This window comes from Panacagrimonas perspica (assembly GCF_004364935.1).
Taxonomy (GTDB): Bacteria; Pseudomonadota; Gammaproteobacteria; order Nevskiales; family Nevskiaceae; genus Panacagrimonas; species Panacagrimonas perspica.
Genome location: NZ_SOBT01000011.1, coordinates 440,556 through 465,597 on the forward strand (window position 1 = coordinate 440,556; position 25,042 = coordinate 465,597).

Consider the following 25,042-nt stretch of genomic DNA (forward strand, 5'->3'; position numbering starts at 1 on the left):
GGCGGCAGAGCCCCGGCTGAACGCTGGCGTTGGGCATCATGGAGAGCATTCGAGTGAGCTATTACACCTTTGCGAACTTGCAGTATCCGGACGGCGGGGCGATCGATCCTTCTGAGTTCAGTGAAGGGCTTGTGATCTTGCTTAACGAGCACGGACTTCACCGTGACGTCGGAAAAGGGCTTATAGATCTCTTCACCCAGGGAGAGGCCTTCTTCACGTTCTACGGTGGCTGCGCTGCGCTCGAGACGTTTCTGCTGTGGGTGTCGAAGCAGCGCCCTGAGGTGCCGTTCGGAGTTCAAGGTCGTGGAGAAGACCTTAGAGACGTTTGGGTTCGAGAGTTCCTCGGAGGCAGCGTCACCTACGAGCAGGGCCCATTCACCGAATGAGCCACTTGGAGAGGTGATGCCCAACCAGCTGATGCAGCCGAGATCTCTGCCGCCGATGAGCTATCGGTCAGCCTTACCGGCCAGTGTGGGCGGCAGAGCCCCGGCTGATCGCAGGCGTTGGGCAACAAGGAGCGCGCATGGAAGCTCGTGAGTTTGTTTCTCGCTGGCGCAAGCACAAGGATCGCCTGCTGACCTCGTTCACCGATCCAGACAGCACGTTGCGGGTTGCTGAGCGCATCCGCGCTTTGAACTTAACTGACGAGCAGCGGGATGAACTCTGCGTCGTAATAGATGGCGTTCTCGTTGACACGTTTTATTCGCTGCTGCTTGGCCTTGACGGCTCTGGGCAGATTGGCGGCACACAAGAGATGTACGAAATCCGCGGGGAAGACGGAGAGCTGATATCTAGCTGTGGACAAATTGAGGCGGTCGCAGGTGAATTCTTCCCTGCCTAGAAGCTTCGGCGACTTTTGGCCCAACAAGCCGTTGCAGCCGACGTCCATGCGCCACGCCTTCAGCTATGCAGACAGGGCAGGTTGCGGCATGGCCGCGGTTGAACGACAGCGTTAGCCCTCATCGACTGAGTCATGGCCAACGAACTAGAAACGAAGAACACGGATTATGTAGCGTCGGCAGCGAGAGCGATTCTGGATGGTGTTCCGTTCGTTGGCTCCTTGCTCGCCGAGCTTGCCGGAAGTCTTATCCCCAACCAACGCATTGATAGGGTGGCTAAGTTCGCAGTGCTTCTTGAGGCTCGCCTCTCAACGCTAGAAAAGGAAGCCTTATCGCGGCAAGCCCGTGATCCGGCCGGAGCAGATCTTCTTGAGGAAGCGCTCAGGCAGGCAGCTTCGTCCCTATCCGATGACAGGCGAGAGAGGATCGCGTCGCTGATTGCCAACGGGCTTAGCGAAGGCGAAGTCAGCTATCTCGAATCAAAGCACCTTCTCAAAATTCTCGGCGAACTGAGCGATGCAGAGCTCATATGGCTCCGATCGCACCTGCATGATGAGATTGACGGAGACTCAGAGTTCAGAGAGAAGCACTCTAGTGTCTTGAACCTTCCGGCTGCTCATTTGGGCTCGTCTCAACCGGACCTGGACAAAAACACCGTGGGAGAGAGCTACCGTCAGCATCTGGTAAGGACTGGGCTCCTGGAGAACAGATACCGGACCGACCCAAAGACCAAGGAACTCAAAGTCGACAGCCATGGACGCCTTCAAGTTCAGAGGCGCACCATTACTTCGCTCGGCCGACTTCTGCTAAGAGTCATCGATGGCGGGCAATGAGGGCTAACAACACGTTGCAGCCGACGTCGTCGCCTCCGCTTCGCTTCGACGACGCCGCGGCTGAACGTGCGCGTTAGCGCGCGCATCAAGGGAGATTCAAGTGACATTCTTAAAGCGGCTGTTGGGAGCCATCGGCTTCATCTCGGCAGCACAAGCAGGCGAGAACATTCAACCAACCCCGGGTCAAGAGGCCGTGCTTCGCGAGGCAGAATCAATTACATCCGGCTTCATGGCGGAAGGAAAACAGTTTCCCGATTTTGGTGTGGGGCTCGGGACAGACGGCAAGACTGTGCTGGCCATTGCGTCGTCTGACTTTGCAGATCCATCTTCGGCGTATCAAGCAGTCATCAGTCAGCTCTCAGCCCAAGCGGCTGACTCAAAGATTGTCGCAGCCGCACTCGTCTCGCCGGTGTTTCCACCACCAGGATCAGGGCTGAACCAGGGCGCAATAATCTTCATCCTTGAAGACAGGAAAGCGCCGGGCGTTATGGTGCGAAAACGGATCGAGAAGGGGCCCACTGGTGCTTGGACCGAGGTCGAACGGCGTGTCGCAAAACTCCCACAGGACAAGCCGCTTGTGTTCAAGCGCTAACCAGGCGCTGCACCCGACCCACTTGCCTCCGCTTCGCTACGGCAAGCGGTCGGGTGAGCTGTGGCGTTGGGCATTCAAGATCATCCATCTGACTAACCGCCGCGGAGCATAGATGGCCGCCTCTCTGAAACTGGTGTTTCGCTCCCCTGTCGTCGGCTACGTACCTGATGAAAGGAGAGGGCTCGCAAGGCTCCTCTTCGACAAGCGATTTGAGCAGTACACGGCGAAGCTGGGAGTCCGCCCGCTCGTCGATTTCTACAGCACGGACCCCGCGGATCTGGATTGGCAGATCGATGACCCGATCGAGCGCGAGCGTCTAAAGGCGAAGCTTGGTCCTGCACAGTATTTCCCAGCCACAGACTGCTTACGCACCGTGCACGCGCTGCTGCAGGCGTTAGCGGAGCCTAAGGCTCGCATTCCGCTCCCGCCCCTGGTATCAAAGGATGGACTGGCGCGAGAGCTGATTGGCGTCGCGGAGGGTCTGTTGGCAGCAGAAGATCAAGGAGTGAGCTTCTACCTCGACAATGAGATGTGATGCCCAACCAGCTGATGCAGCCGACGGGGACCTTCCCCCGAAATAGTTAACACTCCGACCTAACCATGTCGGAGGTGAGATGGCCAGGATCAAGGGACCGCGAAAGCTGTATCGCTACACCGCTGAGTTCAAGCTCAAGGCGGTGAAGCTGAGCGAGGCAGAAGGGGTTCAGGTCAAGGATGTTGCAGAAGCGCTGTGCATCCACCCCTGGATGCTCTCGAAGTGGCGGACGCAGTACGCACACGGCGAGCTGGTCACCGAGCGTCCGGTCGAGCTCGATGTCGCGAAGGCTGCCGAGCTGGCCGAGCTTGCGAAGGTCAAGCGCGAGTTGGCCTTGCTCAAGGAGGAGCATGAGCTCCTAAAAAAAGCTATCCGGTTCTCTTCCGAACTAAAGACGAGATCTTCTCGTTCATAGCGCGGGAGAAGAACCGGTTCGGAGTGACCTATCTCTGCCGGCGGTACACGGTGACCCGGGCGGCGTTCTACGCGTGGTGCCGTCGCGGAAAGAGTGCTCATAGCCAACGGGACGAGATTCTTCTCAAGCGGATCCGCGAGGTCTTCAAAGCCAGCGATCAGACTTACGGGAGCCCGCGGATCCACGACGAGCTGAAGGCTACCGGTGAGAAGGTCAGCGAGAAGCGAATCGCACGCCTGATGCGGGACGCCAAGCTGGTTGCTCGTTCGGCACGCATCTATCGCCGTGCCAAAGGCGTGAAGCAGTTCTTCGCCCAGATTCCGAATCTGGTGCTCGATCTGCAGACCACAGCGCTCGATCAGATATGGGTGGGTGACATCACTTACCTGCGCGTCGGCAATCGATGGCGATATCTCGCTGTGGTGATGGACCGTCACTCGAGGCGCATCATCGGTTGGAGCTTCGGCCGACAACGCGGGCATCAGTTGACGCTGGATGCGCTCGACCAGGCGGTCCACGTGCGTCGACCGGCAGCCGGCCTGATCTTCCACTCCGATCGAGGCATCGAGTACACGCAGGCGGCGTATCGGGCTCGCCTGGCCACCTGCGGCATCGTTCAAAGCACGAAGCGCCCAACAGGGTTTGGAGACAACGCCTTCATCGAATCTTTCTTCCACTCGATGAAGAGCGATGTGATCCACGGCCACCGCTTCCTGGACGACTCCACGCTGCTACGCACGGTGAATCGCTACATCTGGAGATACAACGGCTGGCGCCGTCACTCTTCAATCGGAAGCCGATCGCCGATTGACTTCGAGCGACTGGCGGCGTGAGCATCAACCATGGAGTGTCAACTAAATTGGGTGAAGATCCCGGTTCTGCCGCACGTGGCTTGGTCGAGCACTTCAAGGTTGGTGCTGGCGGCAGAACCGCGCCTGATCGCGGGCGTTAGGGGGCGCGCATTCACAAAGTAAGTGCAACGTCGCCGGAGCAGTCGAAGAAGGAGTGAGCTGGGATACTGAGGCCTCGCTTTCCGCCAAGAAAGAGAGAGACCTCATGTCGTATGTCCAGCTCACCCCGGGTGAGAGATATATGCTCGGCCAGCTTCTCAAGCAAGGTCTGAGCGTGCCCAAGATCGCGGATCAGATGGGCCGTCATCGCACGACGATCTGGCGCGAGGTTCGGCGCAACGTGCGTGGCAACGATCCTCTGTATCGCTGGTACGAGGCGCAGGAGCGCAGCAACGGCCGACGCTCCCGCTCTCGGCGCAACCGAAGGTTGTCAGACGAGGATCTGGCGCTGATCGAGCGCTGCCTGGCTGACAAGTGGAGCCCTGAGCAGATCGCGAATCGAGGGGCTCTGCTGTTCGCCCTCGAGGTCAGTCACGAGACGGTCTATCGACACGTGTGGCGAGACAAGCGGCGCGGCGGCCAGCTGTTCAGGCATCTCCGCTTGAGTCAGAAGCAGAAGCGCAAACGGTACGGCGCCTACGATAGCCGTGGCCGGCTCGCAGGCAAGCGGCACATCAGCGAACGGCCTGAGGCGGCTAATCAGCGCAGCGAATTCGGTCACTGGGAGATCGACACGGTCATGGGCTCACCAGACCAGCACTGCGTCGTGACGCTGGTGGAGCGCTCGACCGGCTACACGTTGATCGGAAAGCTCCGAGATCGCTCCGCCCAAGGACTGACCCGCCAAGTGATCTCGATGATCCAGCGCGAGCGCTCTGGATCTTTCAAGACGATCACCTCGGACAACGGCACAGAGTTTCACAGCTACAAAGATATCGAACAGGCCACCGGGGTGATCTTCTACTTCGCGACGCCCCACCATGCGTGGGAGCGTGGCACCTGCGAGAACACCAATGGATTGCTTCGCCAGTACCTGCCCAAGCGGACCAGCACGGCCCGAGTCACTCAGGATCGATGCGATTTCCTAGCTCGTGAACTCAACAGCAGACCCAGGAAGAGGCATGGATACTTCACACCAGAGGAGATGCGCCGTGCCGCATAATCGGTTGCAGTTCAAAGGTGAACCCAAGGGGTTAAATGTACTTACTCTACTCTCGAACGTCGTTGAGGCCTTGGGCGGTGAGGCTCTAGATTTGAGCATGCCGTGTCGTCACGACCCAAAGCTCGTCCAGATGAAGCGATTCAGCCAGCATCAGTTCTTTCTCGAGGTGGATGGCATCGATCTCGAAGAGGAGGAACGGAAATGGCGACGGGAAAAGGCCGAGCGCGAGAAGTCGCAGGGGAGTGGACCGCACTCACTGGACTCAATTGGCGTTGCTCGCTTGCCGTAAATCCGCTTCGTTCGGCGCAAGACCCGTCAATTATCGGACAAGGTCGTCGGCGTGCCCGCAATGAGCGCTACACTCAAGATGCAAATCCTCGTTGATTGAATTGCCGATGAAGAAGCGTCGCGCCGAGTCCGAGCTCGCGACCGGAAGTCAGATTCGCTACTTCAGCCGCTACTCGAAGATGGAACTGGCGTCACTGGTTTTAGCTGAAGTGGAGAAGCTGCGTTCGCTTCCACGCGGGCCATCTCATGAGGATGTTTGCTGGGCGCCCCTAAGCCCGCCGCCTGCTCAACTCCGGGAGGTATATCGAACAAGGGAGTCGCGTACGTCGACGTTACTCAGGCAGGCTCTTGAACTCTGCAGGAGGGATGGCAGCACCGTCTCCCTGCGAGCGCTGGAACGGGCGTCCAAGGGCGTTGATCCTGAGGGCCGAGGAATCACTCGGCGCGCTATTTTGGGCAATGCGCGCGCGTACGCCGCCTATCTCAAGGCCGTCGGTCGAGCGGCCGTCCCTAGGCCTGTTCAATCGCGCGAGCTGGATCGGGTAACGAAGCCGGAACTCATTCATCAACTCGTTCGGATGCGTGAGGTGAGGAGGGAGGCGACGGCTGCTCTGGTGACCCGTGGCCTTGAGGACTGGCGTCAATGGCTGGCGGAGAAAAAACTCGACGTGCTGGTCACGCATAGATAAAACATTGGAAAAATAAAGAAAATATACCGATTGCGCTGAAATAATTAAAACAGCAAGACGTCGTCGACGGCAGAGTTCGTCGCTGCCGTGTCGCCGAAGGTCGTCGTCTTCGGCGCCGGATGGCGCAGCCACTACGGACATCCACGGCCGGAAGTCGTGCAGCGTTACCAGCAGGCCGGCGCGCGACCGCTGACGACGGGTGTCGAGGGGGCGATACGGATATGGCCCGGACCGGCCGGCGAGATCCGGACGGAATCGTGGCGGCGGCGTTCGTCGCGGTTCTGGAGTGCGCCGCCCGAACCGTAGCCCGGACGAAGTCCGGGGTTTTCCTCGCAAATCGAGCGGGAATCCCGGACTTCGTCCGGGCTACGGCGAAGTCAGAGAATCGTCGGATTCGGCGCGTCGCCGTAGACCTTCTTCGGATCGAAGACCTTCTCGCTTTCCTCGAAATGCAGTTCGCGCGCGGCCTCGCCTTCGCCGGTCGGGATGGAACGGTAGAAGCAGGAGCGATAGCCGACGTGGCAGCTCGCGTCGCCCGGAATCTCCACGCGCAGCCAGACCGCGTCCTGGTCGTCGTCGATGCGCATCTCGACCACCTTCTGCACCAGGCCCGAGGTTGCGCCCTTGTGCCAGAGCTGCTTGCGGCTGCGGCTGTAGTAGTGCGCCTCGCCGGTGGTGATCGTCTTCTTCAGCGCCTCGGCATTCATGTAGCCCAGCATCAGCACTTCGCCGGAACCGGCGGCGGTGGTCACGCAGGCGATCAGGCCGTGCTCGTCGAACTTGGGCGCCAGCTCATGGCCTTCCTCGACCTGTTCGATCGTGAGGCGCTTGGAGAACTGGACGTCGGGAGTCGAAGACATGATGCGGCTCGTCGGAGGGAGGGGCGCCGAAGCGGGCGGGAATTATACGTGGCGTCGGCAGGGTGGCGATTCAAGGGGGCGGCCGTAGCCCCGGGTTTCACCCCGGCTACGACGGGTGCATTCCCCGTTCAGCTGCCGCGAACCCGTCCCACGGCTCCCTTCATCACGCCTTCGTAAGCCCGTGCCTCGACCGTCTTGCCCGGCAGACGCGCAGCCCCCACCCAGGCCAGGTGCTCGGCGATGCGCTCGACGGTGGTGTCCGCATCGAGCAGCTCGGCATGCGCCTCGGGCAGGGCCAGCTCGAATCGACCCTCGGGCGCCGAATACGCGAAGCGCAGTTCCCCGTTGGCGCGCGTGATCAGGTCCTCTCGCGTGCCCAGGTAGATGTCGGCCCAGGCCAGCGCGATGTCCTGCTCGAGCGCCGCATCACGCGTCCCGTCGACGCGCATCTCGATGCGGGAGCGGTGCCCATGCGCGATGCGCTGGCACTGGCCGGCGTGCTTCTTCAGGCCATGCACGTACTGGTACGACGCGCCGTCGATGACCTCGGTGCGCAGCCGCAGATCCAGGCGCGCGACGTTGGCCGGCAGGATTGGCGCCAGGCTCGTGCGCAGGTGCGCCGTGACCGCCGCCTCGTCGATCGCCGCGGCGTCCACCGGCGTGATCGCCAGCGCCGGCGAGCGGTGCTCGTAGGCGCCCAGCGCCGAGCGGAACTGCAGTTCGCTGATGTCGCCGGTGTGCGCCAGGCTCAGTTCCGGCGCCTGCGTCGGCACGATCAGGGTGTGATCCAGCCCCGAGTCGATCGCGCGCTTGAGGCGGCGCTTGACCTCGCCGAAGTCGAGCACCATCGACTGCTGGTCGAGGTCGCCTTCCAGCTCCACGTCGACGATCCAGCTCTGGCCCACCAGCCCGCGCGCCGCGTCCAGGTAGGCGCAGTCGATGACGGTCAGGTGTTCTACGAAGAGCGTGGACATCTGCGGGCGAGGGGCAAGGCGAGGACCAAAGAGGCGCAAGGGCAGGGCCGTTCCGAGGCCTGCGAGCACCCGTAGTCTAAAATGTTGCGCCGCAGAGGCTCGGATTCTCCACATCCCGGCCTCGACTTCCGCTTTTTCGTCCCCGCCTCCCGAAATGACGATCACCCGATTCGCCCCCAGCCCCACCGGTTATCTGCACATCGGCGGGGCCCGCACGGCCCTGTTTTCCTACCTCTATGCCAAGGGCCGCGGCGGCAAGTTCCTGCTGCGCATCGAGGACACGGATCGCGAGCGCTCCACGCAGGCGGCGGTCGACGCCATCTTCGAGGGCATGGCCTGGCTGGGCCTGGCCGGCGACAACGCGGAGCCGATCTACCAGACGCAGCGCTTCGGCCGGTACGCGGAAGTCGTCCAGCAGATGCTCGACGAAGGCACCGCCTACCACTGCTACGCGAGCAAGGAAGAGCTCGACCAGCTGCGCGCGGAACAGCAGGCGCGCAAGGAAAAGCCGCGCTACGACGGCCGCTGGCGGCCCGAGGACGGCAAGACGCTGCCGGCGCCGCCGGCCGGCGTGAAACCGGTGGTGCGCTTCCGCAATCCGGTCGAGGGCCAGGTCGTGCTCAAGGACCTGATCAAGGGCGACATCGTGTTCGACAGCGTCGAACTCGACGACCTGATCATCGCGCGCTCGGACGGCACGCCGACGTACAACTTCTGCGTCGTCGTCGACGACATGGACATGGGCATCACCCACGTCATCCGTGGTGACGATCACGTCAACAACACGCCGCGCCAGATCAACATCCTGAAGGCGCTGGGCGTGACGCCGCCGGCCTATGCCCACGTCTCGATGATCCTGGGTGCGGACGGCGCCAAGCTGTCCAAGCGCCACGGCGCGCTGGGCGTCACCGAGTACCGCGCGATGGGCTTCATGCCCGAGGCGCTGCTGAACTACCTCGTGCGGCTGGGCTGGAGCCACGGCGACCAGGAGCTGTTCACGCGCGAGGAGATGATGGCGAAGTTCGACTTCGACCATGTGTCGCCCAGCCCGGCGCGCTTCGACATGGAGAAGGCGTACTGGGTCAATCACCAGTACCTGAAGGTCACCGACCCGGCCATCATCGCGCCGGAGTTCGACTGGCATCTGCGGCGCCTGGGCGTGGATCCGGCCAACGGCCCCGCGCTGCCGGCGGTGATCGAGCAGCAGCGCGAGCGCTGCCGCACGCTGGTGGAGATGGCCGAGAAGTCGCGCTTCTTCTACGAGGAGCTGGCCGGCTACAACGAGAAGGACGCCGCCAAGCACCTGACGGCCAAGGCCGTGCCGGTGCTGTCCGCGCTGATCGAGGCGCTCTCGGGCACCGAGTGGAAGCCCGAGGCGCTGCACCTGGCCGTGCACGGCGTGGCCGAGAAGCTCGGCCTCAAGCTGGGCGACGTGGCGCAGCCGATCCGCGTGGCGGTGGCCGGCATGGCCATCTCGCCGCCGATCGACCAGACGCTGGCGCTGCTGGGACGCGAACGCGGCCTGGCGCGCCTGGCGGCGGCACAGCGGCGTGCCGAGTCGGCGTAACCCGTAGCCCGGACGAAGTCCGGGGCTTTTCTCCGTCCATCGCTCAGGAATCCCGGACTTCGTCCGGGCTGCGGGCGCGACATTCGTCAGCTCTGCGCGGACAATGGCGGCCCGATTCTTCCCTGCTGCATGCAGGCGCCATTGCCAATGTCCGTCAACATCACCTTCCCGGACGGGAACCAGAAGTCATTCGAAGGGCCGGTGACCGGCCTTTCCATCGCACAGGGCATCTCGCCGGGCCTGGCCAAGAAGGCCGCGCTCGTCGCCGTGGACGGCGAACTCTGGGACCTGACGCGCCCGATCGACCGCGACGCGACGATCTCGATCATCACGCGCGACAAGCCCGAGGCGCTCGAGACGATCCGCCACGACGCCGCCCACGTGATGGCGCAGGCGGTGCAGGAGCTGTTCGCCGGCACGCAGATCACGTTCGGCCCGTCGACCGAGTACGGCTTCTACTACGACTTCGCGCGCGCCGAGCCTTTCACCGAGGCCGACCTCGAGAAGATCGAGCAGAAAATGCGCGAGATCGTGAAGCGCGACCTGCCGATCACGCGCGAAGTGTGGTCGCACGAGGCCGCGGTCGCGCACTTCGAGAAGGCCGGCGAGAAGTTCAAGGCCGAGTGGATCCGCGACGGCATCAAGGCCGACGAAACCCTGACGATCTATCGCCAGGGCGACCAGTGGCTGGACATGTGCCTGGGTCCGCACCTGCCGTCCACCGGCAGGCTCGGCACGGCGTTCAAGCTGACCAAGGTGTCGGGTGCGTACTGGCGCGGCGATGCCAAGAACGCGCAGTTGCAGCGCATCTACGGCCTGGCCTTCGCCAACGACGACGAGCTCAAGGCGCACCTCAAGATGATCGAGGAGGCCGAGAAGCGCGATCACCGCCGCCTCGGCCGCCAGCTCGATCTGTTCCACATCCAGGACGAGGCCATCGGCCAGGTGTTCTGGCACCCGAAGGGCTGGGCGATCTACCGCACGCTCGAGAACTACGTGCGCAAGCAGCTCGACGAAGCCGGCTACGTCGAGGTCAAGACGCCGCTGCTGGTGGACCGCAAGCTCTGGGAAGAGTCGGGCCACTGGGAGAACTACCGCAAGAACATGTTCATCGCGGAAGTCGACGAGGGCGAAGTCGCCGGCGTGGCGCGCAAGGCGATGCTCGCGGTCAAGCCGATGAATTGCCCCTGCCACGTGCAGATATTCAAGCAGGGCATCCGCAGCTATCGCGATCTGCCGCTGCGCATGGCCGAGTTCGGCGCCTGCCATCGCTACGAGCCCAGCGGCGCGCTGCACGGTCTGATGCGCGTGCGCGGCTTCGTGCAGGACGACGCGCACATCTTCTGCACCGAGGACCAGATCGCCGCCGAGACGGTGGCCTTCTGCGACCTGCTGACGCGCATGTACAAGGACCTGGGTTTCGAGAGCGTGCGAATCAAGTTCTCGGATCGCCCCGAGAGCCGCGCCGGCGACGATGCCATCTGGGACAAGGCCGAGGGCGCACTGCGCAACGCCGTCGAACAGACCGGCCTGCCGTACACGATGAATCCGGGCGAGGGCGCGTTCTACGGTCCCAAGCTGGAGTTCGTGCTGCGTGACGCCATCGGCCGCGACTGGCAGTGCGGCACGCTGCAGGTGGACTTCGTCGTGCCCGAGCGCCTCGGCGCCGAGTACGTGACCGAGGACGGCTCGAAGAAGACGCCGGTGATGCTGCATCGCGCGGTGCTCGGCAGCTTCGAGCGCTTCATCGGAATTCTGATCGAGCAGCACGCGGGCGCGTTCCCGATGTGGCTGGCGCCGGTGCAGGCCGTCGTCGCGCCGATCGTGTCGGACGCCGACGAGTACGCCACCAAGGTCTGCGCGGAACTGCGCAAGGCCGGCATCCGCGCCGAGTCGGACCTGCGCAACGAGAAGATCAACTACAAGATCCGCGAGCACGCCACGCAGAAGATTCCGGTGATCGTCGTCGTCGGGCGCAAGGAAGCCGAGGAAGGCACGGTGACGCTGCGCTTCCGTGGTGAGGAGCGGCAGGAAACGCTGCCACTGGCGCAGGCCTTGCAGCGGCTGCTGGCGTAGCCCAGCTGCGGGAAGTTGCAGGGGCGCTTGCGCGCGTTCATCGCTCGTGGAGGCGGGACATGAAGGACCAGAAGGCGGGGAATCGCGGTCGACCGCTCGCCGGGCCGGTGCCGATCGACCCGTCCTGGTACCGGGACCTCGTCGAATCGGCGCCCGACGCGGTGATCCTGATCGACTCGGAAGGCCGGATCCTGCTGATCAATCGCCAGGCCGAGCGCCTGTTCGGTTACCAGCGCGAGGAGCTGCTCGGGCAGGCCGTGGAAATGCTGGTCCCGGAGCAGTTCCGCAAGGCGCATGCGCTGCACCGCGACGGCTTCTTCGCCGAACCCAAGGTGCGCGAGATGGGCGCCGGGCTCGAGCTCGCGGGGCGGCGCAAGGACGGCACCGAGTTCCCGATTGAGATCAGCCTGAGCCCGATCCGGACGTCCTCCGGCCTGCTCGTGACGGCCGCCATCCGCGATGCCAGCGAGCGTCGTCGTGCCAACGAGATGTTCCGGGCCCTGCTGGAATCGGCGCCCGACGCGATGGTCATCATCGACCATACGGGCGTCATCCGGCTGGCCAACGCGCAGGCGCAGGCGCTGTTCGGCTACCAGCGCGAGGCGCTGATCGGCAAGCGCGTGGAGGTATTGATTCCGGAACGCCTGCGCGAACGACACGCCGCCCACCGCGCCGGCTATTTCGTGGCGCCCAAGCCGCGGGGCATGGGTGCCGGTCTCGAACTCTCCGGACGGCGCAAGGACGGCGGCGAATTCCCGATCGAGATCAGCCTGAGCCCGCTACAGACCGAGGAAGGCACCTGGGCGACGGCGGCGGTGCGCGACATCTCCGAGCGCAAGCGCGCCGAGGACCGATTCCGCGCCCTGCTCGAGACCGCGCCCGACGCGATGGTCATCATCAACGCCGAAGGGCGCATCGAACTGGTCAACGCGCAGACCGAGCGAATCTTCGGATACGCACGCGGCGACCTGGTCGGCCAAACGGTCGAGATGCTGGTGCCCGAGCGCCTGCGCGGTCGGCATCTCGCGCACCGCGGGGACTACTTTCGTGCGCCCAAGGTGCGCGAGATGGGGGCTGGCGCGGAGCTCTCCGGCCGGCGTCGCGACGGCAGCGAGTTCCCGATCGAGATCAGCCTGAGCCCCCTGGACACCGAGTACGGGACCTGGGTGACCGCAGCGATCCGCGACGTCACGCAGAGCAAGCGGGAGCGCGATGCCGCGGTGCGGCTGGCCGCGATCGTCGAATCGTCCAATGACGCCATCATCGGAAAGGACCTGTTGGGCCGCATCACCTCCTGGAACCGCGCTGCGATGCACACCTTCGGCTACACCTCGGAGCAGGCGATCGGGCAGGAGGTGACGATGCTGTTCCCGCCCGAGCGGCTGCACGAGGAAGAACAGATCCTCGAGCGCGTGCGCGGTGGCGAGCAGATCAAGCACTTCGAGACGCAGCGGCGGGCCGCGGATGGCCGGGTGCTGGAGATGTCGATGACGATCTCGCCGATCCTCGACGCGGCGGGGCGCGTGGTCGGCGCCTCGACAATCGGCCGCGACATTTCGGAGCGCAAGCAGGCCGACGAACGTTTCCGGTCGCTGCTGGAGACCGCGCCGGACGCCATGGTCATCATCGACCGCGAGGGCCGCATCGTGCTCGTGAACGCGCAGACCGAGCGGCTGTTCGGACATGCGCGCGAGCACATGATCGGCCGGCCGGTGGAGATGCTGATCCCCGAGCGCCTGCGCGGGCGCCACGGGGAGCACCGGGCCGGCTACTTCGGCGCGCCCAAGGTGCGCGAGATGGGAGCCGGCCTGGAGCTGCCGGGCCTGCGCTCCAACGGCGAGGAGTTCGCCATCGAGATCAGCCTGAGTCCGATGGGCAGCGACGACAGCCTGTACGCCACGGCGGCGGTACGCGACATCAGCGACCGCAAGGCGGTGGAACGCAAGCTCGCGCGGACCGCCGACAACCTGGCGCGCAGCAACCGCGATCTCGAGCAGTTCGCGTTCGTGGCGTCGCACGACCTGCAGGCGCCGCTGCGCAGCATCATCGGATTCTCCCAGCTGCTGCGCCGCAAGTACCACGACCAGTTCGACCGGGACGGGCAGGAGTTCCTCGACTTCGTCGAAGGCAGCGCGCGCCACATGCAGGCGCTCGTGAACGGGCTCCTGGATTTCTCGCGCGTCGGCAGCCAGGGACCCGACTTCGTCCAGGTGAACATGGAAACCGTGCTCGCCCGGGTGAAGAGCCAGATGTCCGCGATCGTCCTGGAACGCGATGCGCGCATCACCCACGACCCGCTGCCGACGCTGCTGGCGTCCGAACTCGAGATCAACCAGCTGCTGCAGAACCTGATCGTCAACGGGCTCAAATTCCAGCCCGGCCCCGAGCCGCGCGTGCACGTGTCGGCCGTGCGCAAGGGCGAGGCCTGGCAATTCAGCGTTCGCGACTGGGGCATCGGCATCAGCCCGGAGTACCAGCAGCGCATCTTCCAGATCTTCCAGCGGCTGCATTCGCCGGAGGAATACGCGGGCACCGGCATCGGGCTCGCGGTCTGCCAGAAGATCGTCCAGCGCCACGGTGGACGCATCTGGGTGGATTCGAAGACCGGGGAGGGCGCCACGTTCCACTTCACGATCGCGCCCGACGTATGAGGCCGGCCATCGCGTCATGCGCGCTGGCACTGCTGCTCCTGGCGTCGGCCACGGCGTTCCCGGCGGCACCGGAACTGAAAGGACGCTGGGTGCAGGGCGCCCCGGTTTTCGGGACGGTCGCTCCAGGTTCGAAGCTGCGCTTCGGGGAGCGCGACGTGGCGGTCTCGCAAGAAGGCCGGTTCGTCGTCGGCGTGGCCTACGACGCGCCGCCCGCGGCGGAGCTCGTCGTCACCGATCCGGCGGGCGCCGTCCATCGATACGAGTACAGCGTCGAGCCGCGCACCTACGACGTGCAGAAGATCAGCGGCCTGCCGCAGGGCATGGTCGAGCCCCCTGCGGCGGTGCTCGCGCGCATCGAGAGTGATCAGAAGCTCGTCGCCGGCGCGCGCGTGTTCGACACGCCGATCGACGACTTCGCCGGCGCCTTCATCTGGCCGGTGGCGGCGGAGGTCACCGGCGTGTACGGCTCCAACCGCATCCTCAACGGCGTGCCCAAGCAGCCGCACTTCGGCATCGACCTCGCGGCGCCCGAGGGCGCGCCGGTGCGGGCATCCGCGGGCGGCGTCGTGCGGCTGGCGCACCGCGACCTTTACTACACCGGCGGGACTATCATTCTCGATCACGGCCACGGGCTGAGCACGACCTACCTGCATCTGTCGAAGGTCGACGTGACATCGGGGCAGGAAGTGAAGCGCGGCGCGGTGATCGGACGAGTGGGCAAGACCGGGCGCGCGACCGGGCCTCATCTGTGCTGGCGCGCCAATTGGTTCGATGTGCGGCTCGACGCGTCGGTGCTGCTGCAGCCCGACCCGGCGAAGAAGGGGGAAAAGAAGAAATGATGAAGACGCTGCTGAAGCTGATCGTGCTGGCCATACTCGTGACGATCGGGGTGGGCATGTATCGCACGATCGTGCAGCCCGACGATCTCTACGCGACCACCGGCAATTTCCCCGGATGCCCGGCGCGTCCGAGCTGCGTGTCTTCATTGGCCAAGGACGACGTGCATCGCGTCGCGGCGCTGGCATACACCGGCGATGCGCTGACCGCCGTGTCGATGCTGCGCGAGGTGATCGAGCGCATGGGCGGCAAGATCGAGCACGAGTCGGCCGGGTATCTGCACGCGGTCTTCGTGGTCACCCAGCTCAAGCTGCGCGACGATCTCGAACTGCTGGTGCTGCCCGAAGGCGCCATCGAAGTGCGTTCGATCTCGCGTTTCGGCACGCGGGACTTCGGAAAGAACCGCGAGCGTGTCGAAGAGCTGCGCCGCGCCTTCGAGGCGGTGCCGCAGCCGTCGTCGACGATCGAACCGCAGAACTGAGACGGCGCCGGCGCCTCGGCGGGAGGCGGCGAAGCGACACACCGTAGCCCGGGTGAAACCCGGGAGTTTTTTTCGCAGGTCGAGGAGACGCCCCGGGTTTGACCTGGGCTACGGCGACGCGTCGTCGCGTTCCAGCACCACGTAGGCCAGCACCAGCCCGTCCTCGTCGGTGAGCGACACGTGTCCTGCCACGATGCCCAGTGCGTACAGGCGCGCCTGCATCGCACCCGAATACACCAGGTGCGGCCGTCCCAGCTCACCGCGCACGACGCCGACTTCGGGATTGGCGTATCCGCGCACACCGGTGCCCAGCGCCTTGCCGAAGGCTTCCTTCGTCGCCCAGGATTTGGCGAGAAAATTGGCGGCGCGCTTCGACTGCAGGTACTGCTGGAATTCGGCCGGATGCAGCAGCTTCTGCGCGAAGCGATCCGGGTGTTTCGCCAGAACCGCCGCGATACGCTCGACGCGGATCAGGTCGGTGCCGATGCCATAGATCATCTGCCGCGCGGTGTCCGTGAACCGCTCAGTCCGCTTCCGTCGGCGTGCGCGCGTCGGTCATCGCACGACGCATCTCGCCGATGGCCGCGGGCAGGCCGATGAACACCGAGCGCGCGATCAGCGAGTGGCCGATGTTCAGCTCGACGATCTGCGGGATCGCGGCGATCGGGGCCACGTTGTGCACCGTCAGCCCGTGCCCGGCGTGGACTTCGAGCCCGGCGCTGGCGGCGGCCTCGGCGAAGCGGCGGATCGCATCGAGCTCGCGCAGCCGCGGCTCGCCGTCGTGGGCCTCGCAATAACGGCCGGTGTGGATCTCGATGAGCGGCGCGCCCGAGCGCAGCGCGGCGTCGAGCTGGCGCGGATCGGCGTCGATGAACAGGGCTACCTGGATGCCGGCGTCCGCGAGTTCCTTGCAGGCATCGCGGATGTCGGCAAGGTTCTTCGCGACGTCGAGGCCCCCCTCCGTCGTGATCTCCTCGCGGCGCTCGGGAACCAGGCAGGCGAAGCGCGGTGCCGCGCGGCTGGCGATGGCGAGCATCTCGTCGGTGACGGCGAGTTCGAGGTTCACCGGCACCGGGCAGCTCGAGACCAGGCGCGTCAGGTCATGGTCCTGGATGTGGCGGCGATCTTCCCGCAGGTGGATCGTGATGCTGTCGACGCCGGCGCCGGCGGCCACCAGCGCGGCCTCCACCGGGTCGGGGTAGGAGGTGCCACGCGCCTGACGCAAGGTCGCGACATGATCGACGTTGACGCCGAGGCGGATGGGGAGGGGTCCTTCGCCGGGACGGATCGGGCTCATGAGGTCGGCTCTTTTCGTGATCCACCGCATGATAACCCTCGCAGGTGCATTGCCGCGTCATCGCCCATGGGCTATGAAGAGCGCATAACGAGAGGGGGGATTCAGGATGGGTGTGATCGGTGTGATATTCCAGCCGCGGTACTTCGTGTTCGTGGCCGTCACCGCGCTGTTCCTGCTCTCGGTGCTGGTGTTGCCGTTCCTGATGCCCTGGGCCGCGGCCAGCGTCGGCGTCATTGCGCTGGCCACCGGTTTCCTGACGGCGATCGGCCTCTGGGACGTGATCCAGAAGAAGCATTCGATCCGTCGCAACTATCCGATCCTCGCGCACATCCGCTTCTTCCTCGAGTTCATCCGGCCGGAGATCCGGCAGTATTTCCTGGAGGACGATCAGGAGCGCATTCCCTTTTCGCGCGCGCAGCGGGCACTGGTCTACCAGCGCGCCAAGGACGTCGTCGACGTGCGGCCTTTCGGCACGCAGCTCGACGTCTACGCCGACGACTACGAGTGGGTGAACCACTCGATGAACGCGCTGCATATCCACGACTGGAATTTCCGCACGCGCGTGGGCGAGGGCAGCTGCAAGCAGCCCTACGACATGTCGATGTTCAACGTCTCGGCGATGAGCTTCGGCGCGCTGTCGGCCAACGCGATCCTGGCGCTGAACAAGGGCGCGAAGATCGGCAACTTCGCGCACGACACTGGCGAAGGGTCGATCAGCCGCTATCACCGCGAGCACGGCGGGGACCTGGTGTGGGAGATCGGCTCGGGCTACTTCGGTTGCCGCAACGACGACGGCACGTTCAACGCGGAGCGCTTCGCCGCGGCCGCGAGCGGGCCGCAGGTCAAGATGATCGAGCTCAAGCTCTCGCAGGGCGCCAAGCCCGGGCACGGCGGCATGCTGCCGGGCGCCAAGGTGAGCGTGGAGATCGCCGAGGCGCGTGGTGTGCCGGTGGGCAAGGACTGCATCTCGCCGCCGGGGCATTCGGCGTTCACGACGCCGATCGAGATGATGGAGTTCCTCGCCAAACTCCGTGAGCTGTCGGGCGGCAAGCCGGTGGGCTTCAAGTTCTGCCTCGGCCATCCCTGGGAATTCTTCGCCATCTGCAAGGCGATGCTCAAGACCGGACTGACGCCCGACTTCATCGTCGTCGACGGCGCCGAGGGCGGCACCGGCGCGGCGCCGGTGGAATTCTCCGATCACGTCGGCACGCCGCTGCAGGAAGGTCTGCTGCTGGTGCACAACACGCTGGTGGGGCTCAACCTGCGGTCGCGCGTGAAGCTCGGCGCCGGCGGCAAGATCATCACGGCCTTCGACGTGGCGCGAACGCTGGCGCTGGGCGCCGACTGGTGCAACAGCGCGCGCGGTTTCATGTTCGCGCTCGGCTGCCTGCAGGCGCAGGCCTGCCATACCGGCCATTGCCCGACCGGCGTGACCACGCAGGACAAGAATCGCCAGCGCGCGCTGGTCCCGGAGGACAAGGCGCAGCGCGTGGCGAACTTCCACCGCAACACGCTCGAGGCGCTGGCCGAACTGACGGGTGCCGCGGGCTTGTCGCACCCGGGGCGCCTGGGTCCGCAGCACATCGTGCGGCGCATCTCGACCAGCGAGGTGAAGCTGCTCTCCACGTTGCTGCCGTTCCTGAAACCCGGCGACCTGCTGGAGAACCGCGCCGAGCATCCGGTCTACGCGACGTTCTGGAAGATGGCGTCGGCGGAGTCGTTCGCGCCGGCGGCGTAAGTCCCGTAGCCCGGACGCAGTCCGGGACGGTCACCCTGAAATCGAAAGCTACCCGGACTTCGTCCGGGCTACGTGCGGACGCCTTGTCGCGCCGGAAAACCGCCGGCCCTGCGCGGGAACGGAAGTTGTAGGAACAGGGCAAGGATCGTCGGTCAGGTTCGCCCCACCTGGGCGTACGACGGTTCCACGGAGACGCCCATGAATCCTTCGGATCCCCTTTCGCTGCCGCCCAGCGCTTACGCCACGGCGGTGATCCAGCTGCCCGCCGACATCGGCATCGAGGCCGCGTCGGAATTGCATCGCGAACTCATCGCGTACGTCGACGATCCGGCACCGGTGGTGCTCGATGCTGGCGAGGTCGCACGCATCCACACCGCGGCTTTGCAATTGTTCTGCCTGTTCTGCCGCGACCGTCGCGCGCAGGGACGCCGCACCGACTGGCGTTCGCCGTCCAACGCGATGCGCGCCGCTGCGGCGCTGCTGGGCGTGACGACCTTGCTGAACATGTCGAGGGAGGCCGCCTGAGATGAGCAGCCGCATTCTCGCCGTCGACGACTCCGCCTCGATGCGCCAGATGGTCGCCTTCACGCTCAAGTCCGCCGGCTTCGACGTCGCCGAGGCCGAGGACGGCCAGGCGGCGCTGGATCTGGCCAGGACCGAGAAATTCAAGCTGGTGCTGGCCGACGTGAACATGCCGCGCATGGACGGCATCACGCTGGTCCGCAACCTGCGCACGCTGGCCGAATACAAATTCACGCCGCTGCTGATGCTCACCACCGAGTCCACCCCGGAAAAGAAGATGGAGGGCAAGGCAGCCGGCGCGACCGGCTGGCTGGTGAAGCCGTTCAATCCGGAGCAGCTCGTGGCGACGGTGCAACGCGTCCTGGGCTGATCGCGGCAATGGCGAGGTTCCGCTTCCACACCCGGCGCGAGCCAGGGTGCGCCGGATCGTCGCCGGTGCTGCGTGCATCGTCGGGTTCGAGACCAGCGGATCGCGGAGCGTCGTGAACACGCTGCCCGCCGGCGCCGCCGCCGGCCTGGGATTTCGCGACCCTCGCAAGGAAGTGCTGGAGGGCACCGTGCGCGCGCTGGGCGAGATCCTGGCGCTGGCGGAACCCGTGGCCTACACGCAGGCCCTGCGCGTGCAGCGCATGGTGGCGGACCTGCATCGCGAGTGGCCCCAGGGATCGGCGTTCGAACTCCAGACCGCGGCCCTGCTCTCGCCGCTGGGCAGCATCGGCCTGCCGGCCGACCTGCAGCGCCGCGTCAGCGACGGCGAAGCACTCACCGCCGAAGACCAGCGCATCCTTGCCTGCGTGCCCCAGCTCACCGATCGACTGCTGGCGCCGATACCGGGCCTCGAAGACGTTCGTGCGCTGATCCTGCTGCGGTATCGTCAGCCGCTGCCTGCGGGATGGCGCGAGCGCTTCGGCGATGTGCGACATGGCGAGCTCGTGCGCACGGCCAGCGTGCTGCGGCTCGTGAGCGTCCTGGACACGCTGATCGTGCGCGGATTCTCGCTGCACGAGGCCTTCGGGCTGCTGCGGGGCCAGGCGACGGCCGCTGAACGTGAACTCGTCGAATGTCTGGCGCGCCTGCATGCCGCCGACGGGCCGAAGGTCGAGATGCGCAGCCTGCCGGTGTCGCGGCTGCGCCCGGGCATGTGCATCGCCGAAGCGGTCTACACCAGCTCCGGGCAGCTCCTGGTGAATCGGGGTTTCGAGATCGACGAGGCCTTTCTCGAGAAGGTGCGCTACTACAAGCGCGGACAGGTGCGCGAGCCGATCCAGGTGACTCTGCCGCAAGCGCGCCCGCGGCGTACTTGACGCCTGCGGGACGGGAAACCGACGCCATGACGCGGTATTCGGGTGGGAACAGAACTTGTAGCGAGGGTGCACCCGGTCCGACGCCGGTTTGACGCACGGTACCTTCGCATGAGCCTGGACCTGGCCCGCTTCCACAAGACTTTCTTCGAAGAGAGTTTCGAGAACCTCGAGACGATGGAGCAGGCGCTGCTGCGCCTCGACATCGCGGCGTTCGACGCCGAGGTGATCAACACGATCTTCCGTGCCGCGCACTCGATCAAGGGTGGCGCCGCCACGTTCGGTTTCGCCGCCGTTGCTTCGTTCACGCACCACGCGGAGACGCTGCTCGACCAGATGCGCTCGGGTGCGCGCGCGCTCGCGCAGATCGATATCGACCTGTTGCTGCGCGCCGGCGACACGATGCGCAGCCTGCTGACGGCAGCGCGCGACGCCACCGCAATCGACGCGGCCCAGGTCGCGCAGGTCCAGGCTGATCTCGAGACTGCGTTGTCGGTCAAGCCAGCTGTGGCGGCGGTACACGCTCCCGCAGCGCCGGTTGCCAAGGCTGGAGGATGGCGGATCACGTTCGCGCCCAAGCCCGACCTGTTCCGCAGTGGAAACGATCCACTGCGCATCATTCGCGCGGTCTCCGAGCTGGGCGCGCTGACGTCCGTTCCCGGCATTCCGGAGGCAGTGTCGCTGCACACCGCCGAGCCCGAGACCTGCTACCTGTCCTGGGTTCTCGACATCGAAGGAGACGTCACCCGCGACGCCATCCAGGATTGTTTCGCCTGGGTCGAGGACGAATGCGACCTGCGCGTCGAAGCGCGTGCAGTAGCGCCTTCTCCGGTCGCGATCGTCGAGGCGCCAGCGAGCGCCGCGCTGCCTGCACCTGCGACGAAAGCGGAAGCGGCGATCACCAACAAGCAGCCCGAGGTGCCGGTGCAGGCGCGCGGTGCCAAGCCCGCCAACGACGGCGCCTCGATCCGCGTCGGCACCGAGAAGATCGACGCGCTGATCAATCTCGTCGGCGAACTCGTCATCACCCAGGCCATGCTCGCGCAGGTCGCGGGTGCGCTGGACCCGGTGCAGAACGAAAAACTGTTCAGCGGCCTGTCGCAGCTCGATCGCAACACCCGCATGCTGCAGGAGGCAGTCATGGCTACGCGCATGCTGCCGATGGAAGCCGTGTTCTCGCGTTTCCCGCGCCTGGTCCGCGATCTGGCGACCAAGCTCGGCAAGCAGGTGCGCCTGGTCACCGTCGGCGAGCAGACCGAGCTCGACAAGAGCGTCATCGAGAAGATCACCGATCCGCTCAATCACCTGGTCCGCAACAGTCTGGACCACGGGCTGGAGAAGCCGGACGATCGCAAGGCGTCGGGCAAGGACGGCACCGGCACCATCACCCTCAAGGCCGCTCACCAGGGTGGTCACATCGTCATCGAGGTCTGTGACGACGGACGTGGCCTGGACCGTCAGAAGATTCTTTCGAAGGCCGCCGAGAAGGGCATCGCGTGTTCGGAGTCGATGAGCGACTCCGAGGCCTACCAGCTCATCTTCGCGCCGGGCTTCTCCACCGCCGACCAGGTCACCGACGTGTCGGGTCGCGGTGTCGGCATGGACGTCGTGAAGAAGAACATCCAGGCGCTGGGCGGCTCCGTGGAGCTTTCGTCCACGCCGGGTCGTGGTGCGACGGTGCTGATCCGCCTGCCGCTGACCCTGGCGATTCTCGACGGCATGTCGGTAGGCGTCGGCGACGACGTCTTCATCTTCCCGCTGTCCTCGGTCGTCGAGTCGCTGCAGCCGCTGCCCGACCAGATCAAGCGCGTCGGGCAGGCCGGCACCGTGGTGCGCGTGCGCAACGAATACCTGCCGCTGGTGGATCTGCGCGAATGGTTCGGCCTGCCGGGCCAGACGCGTGCCTCGCACGAGGCGATCGTCGTCATCGTGGAGTCCGAGGGCCGCAAGGTGGCGGTGCAGATCGACGAGCTCGTTGGCCAGCAGCAGGTGGTCATCAAGAGTCTCGAAGCGAATTACCGACGCGTCCGCGGCGTCTCCGGCGCCACGATCCTGGGCGACGGCCGCGTGTCGCTGATCCTGGATGTCGCCGCGCTGGTGCGTGTGTTCAGTCAGTCGGCGGCGGCTTGAGCCCTTCCCCAAAGGCTAACGCAAAGGCGCAAAGGGAAAAGAAAGGACGCAAAGGGTCGATATGAAAACCATCAATTCGATCGATTCATTTCTCCCGATTCGTTACTTGTTTCTTTGCGTTCTCTCTTTTCCCTTTGCGCCTTTGCGTTAGCAGTTTTCCTATGAACAGGACCCTTTCATGACCACCCCATCCAACCAGGCGCAGCCGCTCAACGCGCAGATCGCCGCCGGCATGCCCAACGAGTTCCTGACCTTCGCGCTCGGCGCCGAGGAATACGGCGTCGACATCCTCAAGGTCCAGGAGATCCGCGGCTACGACACCGTCACGCGGATCCCCGATGCGCCGGATTTCATCAAGGGCGTGATCAACCTGCGCGGCACCATCGTGCCGGTGGTCGACATGCGCTTGAAGTTCAAGCTGGGCAAGGCCGATTACAACGAGTTCACGGTGATGATCATCCTGAACATTGCGCACCGCGTGGTGGGCATGGTGGTCGATGGCGTCTCGGACGTCATGCAGCTCTCCGCCGAACAGATACGTCCCGCGCCCGAGTTCGGAGGTGCCGTGAATACCCGGTTCATCACCGGCATCGGGGCGCTCGACAAACGAATGCTGATCCTGGTGGACATCGAGAAGCTCATGTCGGGTAGCGACATGTCGCTGATGGATGCCGCCTCTTCCCAATCCCTGCAGTAAGCCTTTTGCCCCCGGAGTCGCTTCCATGAAAGCCAAGTCGCCCGCCAAGAAGATCGTCAGCAGGAAAAAGAAGCCCAGCGCCAAGCTGGTCAACCGCAGCAAGGTGCCCACCGCGCTGGCGTCGCGGTCGGACGCGGCCGCGCTGGAGCGCGCCAATCTCGAGGGTCAGATCGCGGCGATCAACCGCTCGCAGGCCGTCATCGAATTCACGCTCGACGGCCGCATCGTGCACGCCAACGAGAATTTCTGCAGCGCGCTCGGCTACTCGCTCGAAGAGATCAAGGGGCAGCATCACTCGATGTTCGCCGATCCGGTGTATCGCGCCAGCCCCGAGTACAAGGCGTTCTGGGAGAAGCTGGGCCGCGGCGAGTTCGACGCCGGGCAGTACAAGCGCGTCGCCAAGGGCGGCCGCGAGATCTGGATCCAGGCCAGCTACAACCCGATCTTCGATCGCTACGGAAAGCCGTTCAAGGTCGTGAAGTACGCCACCGACATCACCGCGCAGAAGCTGCAGACTGCCGATTATTCGGGCCAGCTCGCCGCCATCAGCAAGGCGCAGGCCGTCATCGAGTTCTCGATGGACGGAAAGATCATCAACGCCAACGAGAATTTCTGCGCCGCGCTCGGCTACTCGCTCGACGAGATCAAGGGACAGCATCACAGCCTGTTCGCGGATCCCCAGTATCGCGCCAGTGTCGAGTACCGCGTGTTCTGGGAGAAGCTGGGTCGCGGCGAATTCGACGCCGGGCAGTACAAGCGCATCGCCAAGGGTGGCCGCGAGATCTGGATCCAGGCCAGCTACAACCCGATCTTCGACATGAACGGCAAGCCGTTCAAGGTCGTCAAATACGCCAGCGAGATCACCGCGCAGAAGCTGCAGGCCGCGGATTCAGCCGGGCAGCTCGAGGCCATCGGCAAGGCGCAGGCGATCATCGAGTTCACGATGGATGGCAAGATCCTCAATGCCAACGAGAACTTCCTGAAGACGCTCGGCTACTCGCTGCCCGAGATCAAGGGGCAGCATCACTCGATGTTCGCGGAGTCGGCGTATCGGCTGTCTCCGGAGTACCGCGCGTTCTGGGAGAAGCTGGGCCGCGGCGAGTTCGATGCCGGCCAGTACAAGCGCATTGGCAAGGGTGGCCGCGAGATCTGGATCCAGGCCAGTTACAACCCGATCTTCGACATGAACGGCAAGCCGTTCAAGGTCGTGAAGTACGCCACCGACATCACCGAGCAGAAGCAGGCGATCAACGAAGTGCAGCGCGTTCTCAGCGCGCTGTCCCAGGGCGATCTCACCGAACAGATGAGCGGCAACTACACCGGTGATTTCCTGCGCATGAAGGACGACGCGAACGCCACCGTCGAGCAGCTCACGCAGATCATCAGCCAGATCAAGACCGCCACGGCCACGATCAACACGGCGGCCAAGGAGATCTCCTCGGGCAACACCGACCTCAGTGCGCGTACCGAGCAGCAGGCCGCCTCGCTGGAAGAAACGGCGTCCTCGATGGAAGAACTGACCAGCACGGTCAAGCAGAACGCGGAGAACGCCAAGCAGGCCAACCAGCTCGCGATGGGCGCCAGCGAAGTGGCACGCAAGGGTGGCCAGGTCGTCAGCGAAGTGGTCACGACGATGAGCGCGATCAACGAGTCGAGCAAGAAGATCGTCGACATCATCAGCGTCATCGACGGCATCGCCTTCCAGAC

At 64.8% G+C, this 25,042-nt stretch carries 25 protein-coding genes; 20 read left to right on the forward strand and 5 right to left on the reverse strand.

Features of this window, described 5'->3' with window-relative positions:
* Window positions 1-53 precede the first annotated feature (53 nt).
* The 8 genes from DFR24_RS21510 to DFR24_RS21545 all read left to right on the forward strand — a co-directional run bounded on the left by DFR24_RS21510 (window position 54) and on the right by DFR24_RS21545 (window position 5,227).
* On the forward strand, window positions 54-386 hold the full coding sequence (locus DFR24_RS21510; protein ID WP_133883488.1) for a hypothetical protein: 333 nt from the start codon (window positions 54-56) through the stop codon (window positions 384-386).
* Between the two features lie 137 nt (window positions 387-523).
* Window positions 524-841, forward strand: coding sequence for a hypothetical protein (locus DFR24_RS21515; RefSeq protein ID WP_133883489.1), 318 nt, complete (start codon window positions 524-526; stop codon window positions 839-841).
* A 132-nt stretch (window positions 842-973) separates the two neighbouring features.
* A complete protein-coding gene (locus DFR24_RS21520; protein ID WP_133883490.1) occupies window positions 974-1,672 on the forward strand; it encodes a hypothetical protein in 699 nt (232 codons plus the stop codon).
* Between the two features lie 100 nt (window positions 1,673-1,772).
* Window positions 1,773-2,264 carry a hypothetical protein gene (locus DFR24_RS21525; RefSeq protein ID WP_133883491.1) on the forward strand — a complete coding sequence of 164 codons (492 nt, stop codon included), beginning with the start codon at window positions 1,773-1,775 and terminating at the stop codon, window positions 2,262-2,264.
* Window positions 2,265-2,376: 112 nt separating this feature from the next.
* Entirely contained in the window at window positions 2,377-2,799 is a 423-nt protein-coding gene (locus tag DFR24_RS21530; protein ID WP_133883492.1) for a hypothetical protein, read from the forward strand.
* Between the two features lie 79 nt (window positions 2,800-2,878).
* A complete protein-coding gene (locus DFR24_RS21535; protein ID WP_133883493.1) occupies window positions 2,879-3,214 on the forward strand; it encodes a transposase in 336 nt (111 codons plus the stop codon).
* A gap of 23 nt (window positions 3,215-3,237) precedes the next feature.
* Window positions 3,238-4,047 carry an IS3 family transposase gene (locus tag DFR24_RS21540; RefSeq protein WP_246051744.1) on the forward strand — a complete coding sequence of 270 codons (810 nt, stop codon included), beginning with the start codon at window positions 3,238-3,240 and terminating at the stop codon, window positions 4,045-4,047.
* A gap of 223 nt (window positions 4,048-4,270) precedes the next feature.
* Window positions 4,271-5,227 (forward strand): IS30 family transposase, encoded by a 957-nt coding sequence (locus DFR24_RS21545; protein ID WP_133883547.1) that lies wholly within the window; start codon window positions 4,271-4,273, stop codon window positions 5,225-5,227.
* A gap of 620 nt (window positions 5,228-5,847) precedes the next feature.
* On the opposite strand, the gene DFR24_RS21550 is transcribed toward DFR24_RS21545, so the two are convergent.
* The 3 genes from DFR24_RS21550 to DFR24_RS21560 form a co-directional block, all read right to left on the reverse strand.
* Window positions 5,848-6,336 carry a hypothetical protein gene (locus tag DFR24_RS21550; RefSeq protein WP_133883495.1) on the reverse strand — a complete coding sequence of 163 codons (489 nt, stop codon included), beginning with the start codon at window positions 6,334-6,336 and terminating at the stop codon, window positions 5,848-5,850.
* Window positions 6,337-6,581: 245 nt separating this feature from the next.
* Window positions 6,582-7,064 carry a phosphoribosyl-AMP cyclohydrolase gene (hisI, locus tag DFR24_RS21555; RefSeq protein WP_133883496.1) on the reverse strand — a complete coding sequence of 161 codons (483 nt, stop codon included), beginning with the start codon at window positions 7,062-7,064 and terminating at the stop codon, window positions 6,582-6,584.
* A 128-nt stretch (window positions 7,065-7,192) separates the two neighbouring features.
* A complete protein-coding gene (locus DFR24_RS21560; RefSeq protein WP_133883497.1) occupies window positions 7,193-8,038 on the reverse strand; it encodes a 6-pyruvoyl trahydropterin synthase family protein in 846 nt (281 codons plus the stop codon).
* 154 nt (window positions 8,039-8,192) lie between these two features.
* Between DFR24_RS21560 and gltX the strand changes: the two genes are divergently transcribed.
* From gltX to DFR24_RS21585, 5 genes are all read left to right on the forward strand, one after another.
* Complete coding sequence (gene gltX / locus DFR24_RS21565; RefSeq protein WP_133883498.1) at window positions 8,193-9,605, forward strand: glutamate--tRNA ligase; 1,413 nt, start codon at window positions 8,193-8,195, stop codon at window positions 9,603-9,605.
* Window positions 9,606-9,752: 147 nt separating this feature from the next.
* Window positions 9,753-11,681: a threonine--tRNA ligase gene (gene thrS / locus DFR24_RS21570; protein WP_133883499.1), complete on the forward strand. Its 1,929-nt coding sequence runs from the start codon at window positions 9,753-9,755 to the stop codon at window positions 11,679-11,681.
* A 59-nt stretch (window positions 11,682-11,740) separates the two neighbouring features.
* Window positions 11,741-14,332: a PAS domain S-box protein gene (locus tag DFR24_RS21575; protein ID WP_133883500.1), complete on the forward strand. Its 2,592-nt coding sequence runs from the start codon at window positions 11,741-11,743 to the stop codon at window positions 14,330-14,332.
* Window positions 14,329-15,171, forward strand: coding sequence for a M23 family metallopeptidase (locus DFR24_RS21580; RefSeq protein WP_133883501.1), 843 nt, complete (start codon window positions 14,329-14,331; stop codon window positions 15,169-15,171). Before DFR24_RS21575 ends, DFR24_RS21580 begins: the two co-directional genes overlap by 4 nt.
* Entirely contained in the window at window positions 15,171-15,650 is a 480-nt protein-coding gene (locus DFR24_RS21585) for a DUF1499 domain-containing protein (RefSeq protein ID WP_162851366.1), read from the forward strand. The genes DFR24_RS21580 and DFR24_RS21585 overlap by 1 nt, the downstream gene beginning before the upstream one ends.
* Before the next feature lie 108 nt (window positions 15,651-15,758).
* On the opposite strand, the gene acpS is transcribed toward DFR24_RS21585, so the two are convergent.
* Window positions 15,759-16,148 carry a holo-ACP synthase gene (acpS, locus tag DFR24_RS21590; protein ID WP_133883503.1) on the reverse strand — a complete coding sequence of 130 codons (390 nt, stop codon included), beginning with the start codon at window positions 16,146-16,148 and terminating at the stop codon, window positions 15,759-15,761.
* 25 nt (window positions 16,149-16,173) lie between these two features.
* Complete coding sequence (gene pdxJ, locus DFR24_RS21595) at window positions 16,174-16,947, reverse strand: pyridoxine 5'-phosphate synthase (RefSeq protein WP_133883504.1); 774 nt, start codon at window positions 16,945-16,947, stop codon at window positions 16,174-16,176.
* Between the two features lie 106 nt (window positions 16,948-17,053).
* On the opposite strand from pdxJ, the gene DFR24_RS21600 reads away from it, so the two are divergent.
* The 7 genes from DFR24_RS21600 to DFR24_RS21630 form a co-directional block, all read left to right on the forward strand.
* Window positions 17,054-18,685 (forward strand): FMN-binding glutamate synthase family protein, encoded by a 1,632-nt coding sequence (locus DFR24_RS21600; protein WP_210772469.1) that lies wholly within the window; start codon window positions 17,054-17,056, stop codon window positions 18,683-18,685.
* Between the two features lie 198 nt (window positions 18,686-18,883).
* On the forward strand, window positions 18,884-19,210 hold the full coding sequence (locus DFR24_RS21605; RefSeq protein ID WP_133883505.1) for an STAS domain-containing protein: 327 nt from the start codon (window positions 18,884-18,886) through the stop codon (window positions 19,208-19,210).
* A 1-nt stretch (window position 19,211) separates the two neighbouring features.
* The gene (locus DFR24_RS21610) at window positions 19,212-19,577 is read left to right on the forward strand and encodes a response regulator (protein WP_133883506.1); all 366 of its coding nucleotides are present in this window, start codon (window positions 19,212-19,214) and stop codon (window positions 19,575-19,577) included.
* A gap of 112 nt (window positions 19,578-19,689) precedes the next feature.
* Window positions 19,690-20,511, forward strand: a complete 822-nt coding sequence (locus DFR24_RS21615) for an HD domain-containing phosphohydrolase (protein ID WP_133883507.1) — start codon at window positions 19,690-19,692, stop codon at window positions 20,509-20,511.
* Between the two features lie 108 nt (window positions 20,512-20,619).
* Window positions 20,620-22,638 carry a chemotaxis protein CheA gene (locus DFR24_RS21620; RefSeq protein ID WP_133883508.1) on the forward strand — a complete coding sequence of 673 codons (2,019 nt, stop codon included), beginning with the start codon at window positions 20,620-20,622 and terminating at the stop codon, window positions 22,636-22,638.
* Between the two features lie 232 nt (window positions 22,639-22,870).
* Window positions 22,871-23,335 (forward strand): chemotaxis protein CheW, encoded by a 465-nt coding sequence (locus DFR24_RS21625; protein WP_133883549.1) that lies wholly within the window; start codon window positions 22,871-22,873, stop codon window positions 23,333-23,335.
* A 25-nt stretch (window positions 23,336-23,360) separates the two neighbouring features.
* A partial coding sequence (locus DFR24_RS21630) for a methyl-accepting chemotaxis protein (RefSeq protein ID WP_281280210.1) occupies window positions 23,361-25,042 on the forward strand: 1,682 nt, incomplete at its 3' end.

What these genes read in the sequence shown, in the direction of transcription:
- DFR24_RS21625 (WP_133883549.1), top strand. Translation starts at nt 22,871, where the DNA reads ATGCCCAACGAGTTCCTGACCTTCGCGCTCGGCGCCGAGGAATACGGC.
- DFR24_RS21515 (WP_133883489.1), top strand. Translation starts at nt 524, where the DNA reads ATGGAAGCTCGTGAGTTTGTTTCTCGCTGGCGCAAGCACAAGGATCGC.
- DFR24_RS21520 (WP_133883490.1), top strand. Translation starts at nt 974, where the DNA reads ATGGCCAACGAACTAGAAACGAAGAACACGGATTATGTAGCGTCGGCA.
- DFR24_RS21610 (WP_133883506.1), top strand. Translation starts at nt 19,212, where the DNA reads ATGAGCAGCCGCATTCTCGCCGTCGACGACTCCGCCTCGATGCGCCAG.
- hisI (WP_133883496.1), bottom strand. Translation starts at nt 7,064, where the DNA reads ATGTCTTCGACTCCCGACGTCCAGTTCTCCAAGCGCCTCACGATCGAA.
- DFR24_RS21560 (WP_133883497.1), bottom strand. Translation starts at nt 8,038, where the DNA reads ATGTCCACGCTCTTCGTAGAACACCTGACCGTCATCGACTGCGCCTAC.
- thrS (WP_133883499.1), top strand. Translation starts at nt 9,753, where the DNA reads ATGTCCGTCAACATCACCTTCCCGGACGGGAACCAGAAGTCATTCGAA.
- DFR24_RS21600 (WP_210772469.1), top strand. Translation starts at nt 17,054, where the DNA reads ATGGGTGTGATCGGTGTGATATTCCAGCCGCGGTACTTCGTGTTCGTG.
- DFR24_RS21530 (WP_133883492.1), top strand. Translation starts at nt 2,377, where the DNA reads ATGGCCGCCTCTCTGAAACTGGTGTTTCGCTCCCCTGTCGTCGGCTAC.
- DFR24_RS21535 (WP_133883493.1), top strand. Translation starts at nt 2,879, where the DNA reads ATGGCCAGGATCAAGGGACCGCGAAAGCTGTATCGCTACACCGCTGAG.
- DFR24_RS21580 (WP_133883501.1), top strand. Translation starts at nt 14,329, where the DNA reads ATGAGGCCGGCCATCGCGTCATGCGCGCTGGCACTGCTGCTCCTGGCG.
- DFR24_RS21585 (WP_162851366.1), top strand. Translation starts at nt 15,171, where the DNA reads ATGAAGACGCTGCTGAAGCTGATCGTGCTGGCCATACTCGTGACGATC.
- DFR24_RS21605 (WP_133883505.1), top strand. Translation starts at nt 18,884, where the DNA reads ATGAATCCTTCGGATCCCCTTTCGCTGCCGCCCAGCGCTTACGCCACG.
- pdxJ (WP_133883504.1), bottom strand. Translation starts at nt 16,947, where the DNA reads ATGAGCCCGATCCGTCCCGGCGAAGGACCCCTCCCCATCCGCCTCGGC.
- acpS (WP_133883503.1), bottom strand. Translation starts at nt 16,148, where the DNA reads ATGATCTATGGCATCGGCACCGACCTGATCCGCGTCGAGCGTATCGCG.
- DFR24_RS21545 (WP_133883547.1), top strand. Translation starts at nt 4,271, where the DNA reads ATGTCGTATGTCCAGCTCACCCCGGGTGAGAGATATATGCTCGGCCAG.
- gltX (WP_133883498.1), top strand. Translation starts at nt 8,193, where the DNA reads ATGACGATCACCCGATTCGCCCCCAGCCCCACCGGTTATCTGCACATC.
- DFR24_RS21575 (WP_133883500.1), top strand. Translation starts at nt 11,741, where the DNA reads ATGAAGGACCAGAAGGCGGGGAATCGCGGTCGACCGCTCGCCGGGCCG.
- DFR24_RS21620 (WP_133883508.1), top strand. Translation starts at nt 20,620, where the DNA reads ATGAGCCTGGACCTGGCCCGCTTCCACAAGACTTTCTTCGAAGAGAGT.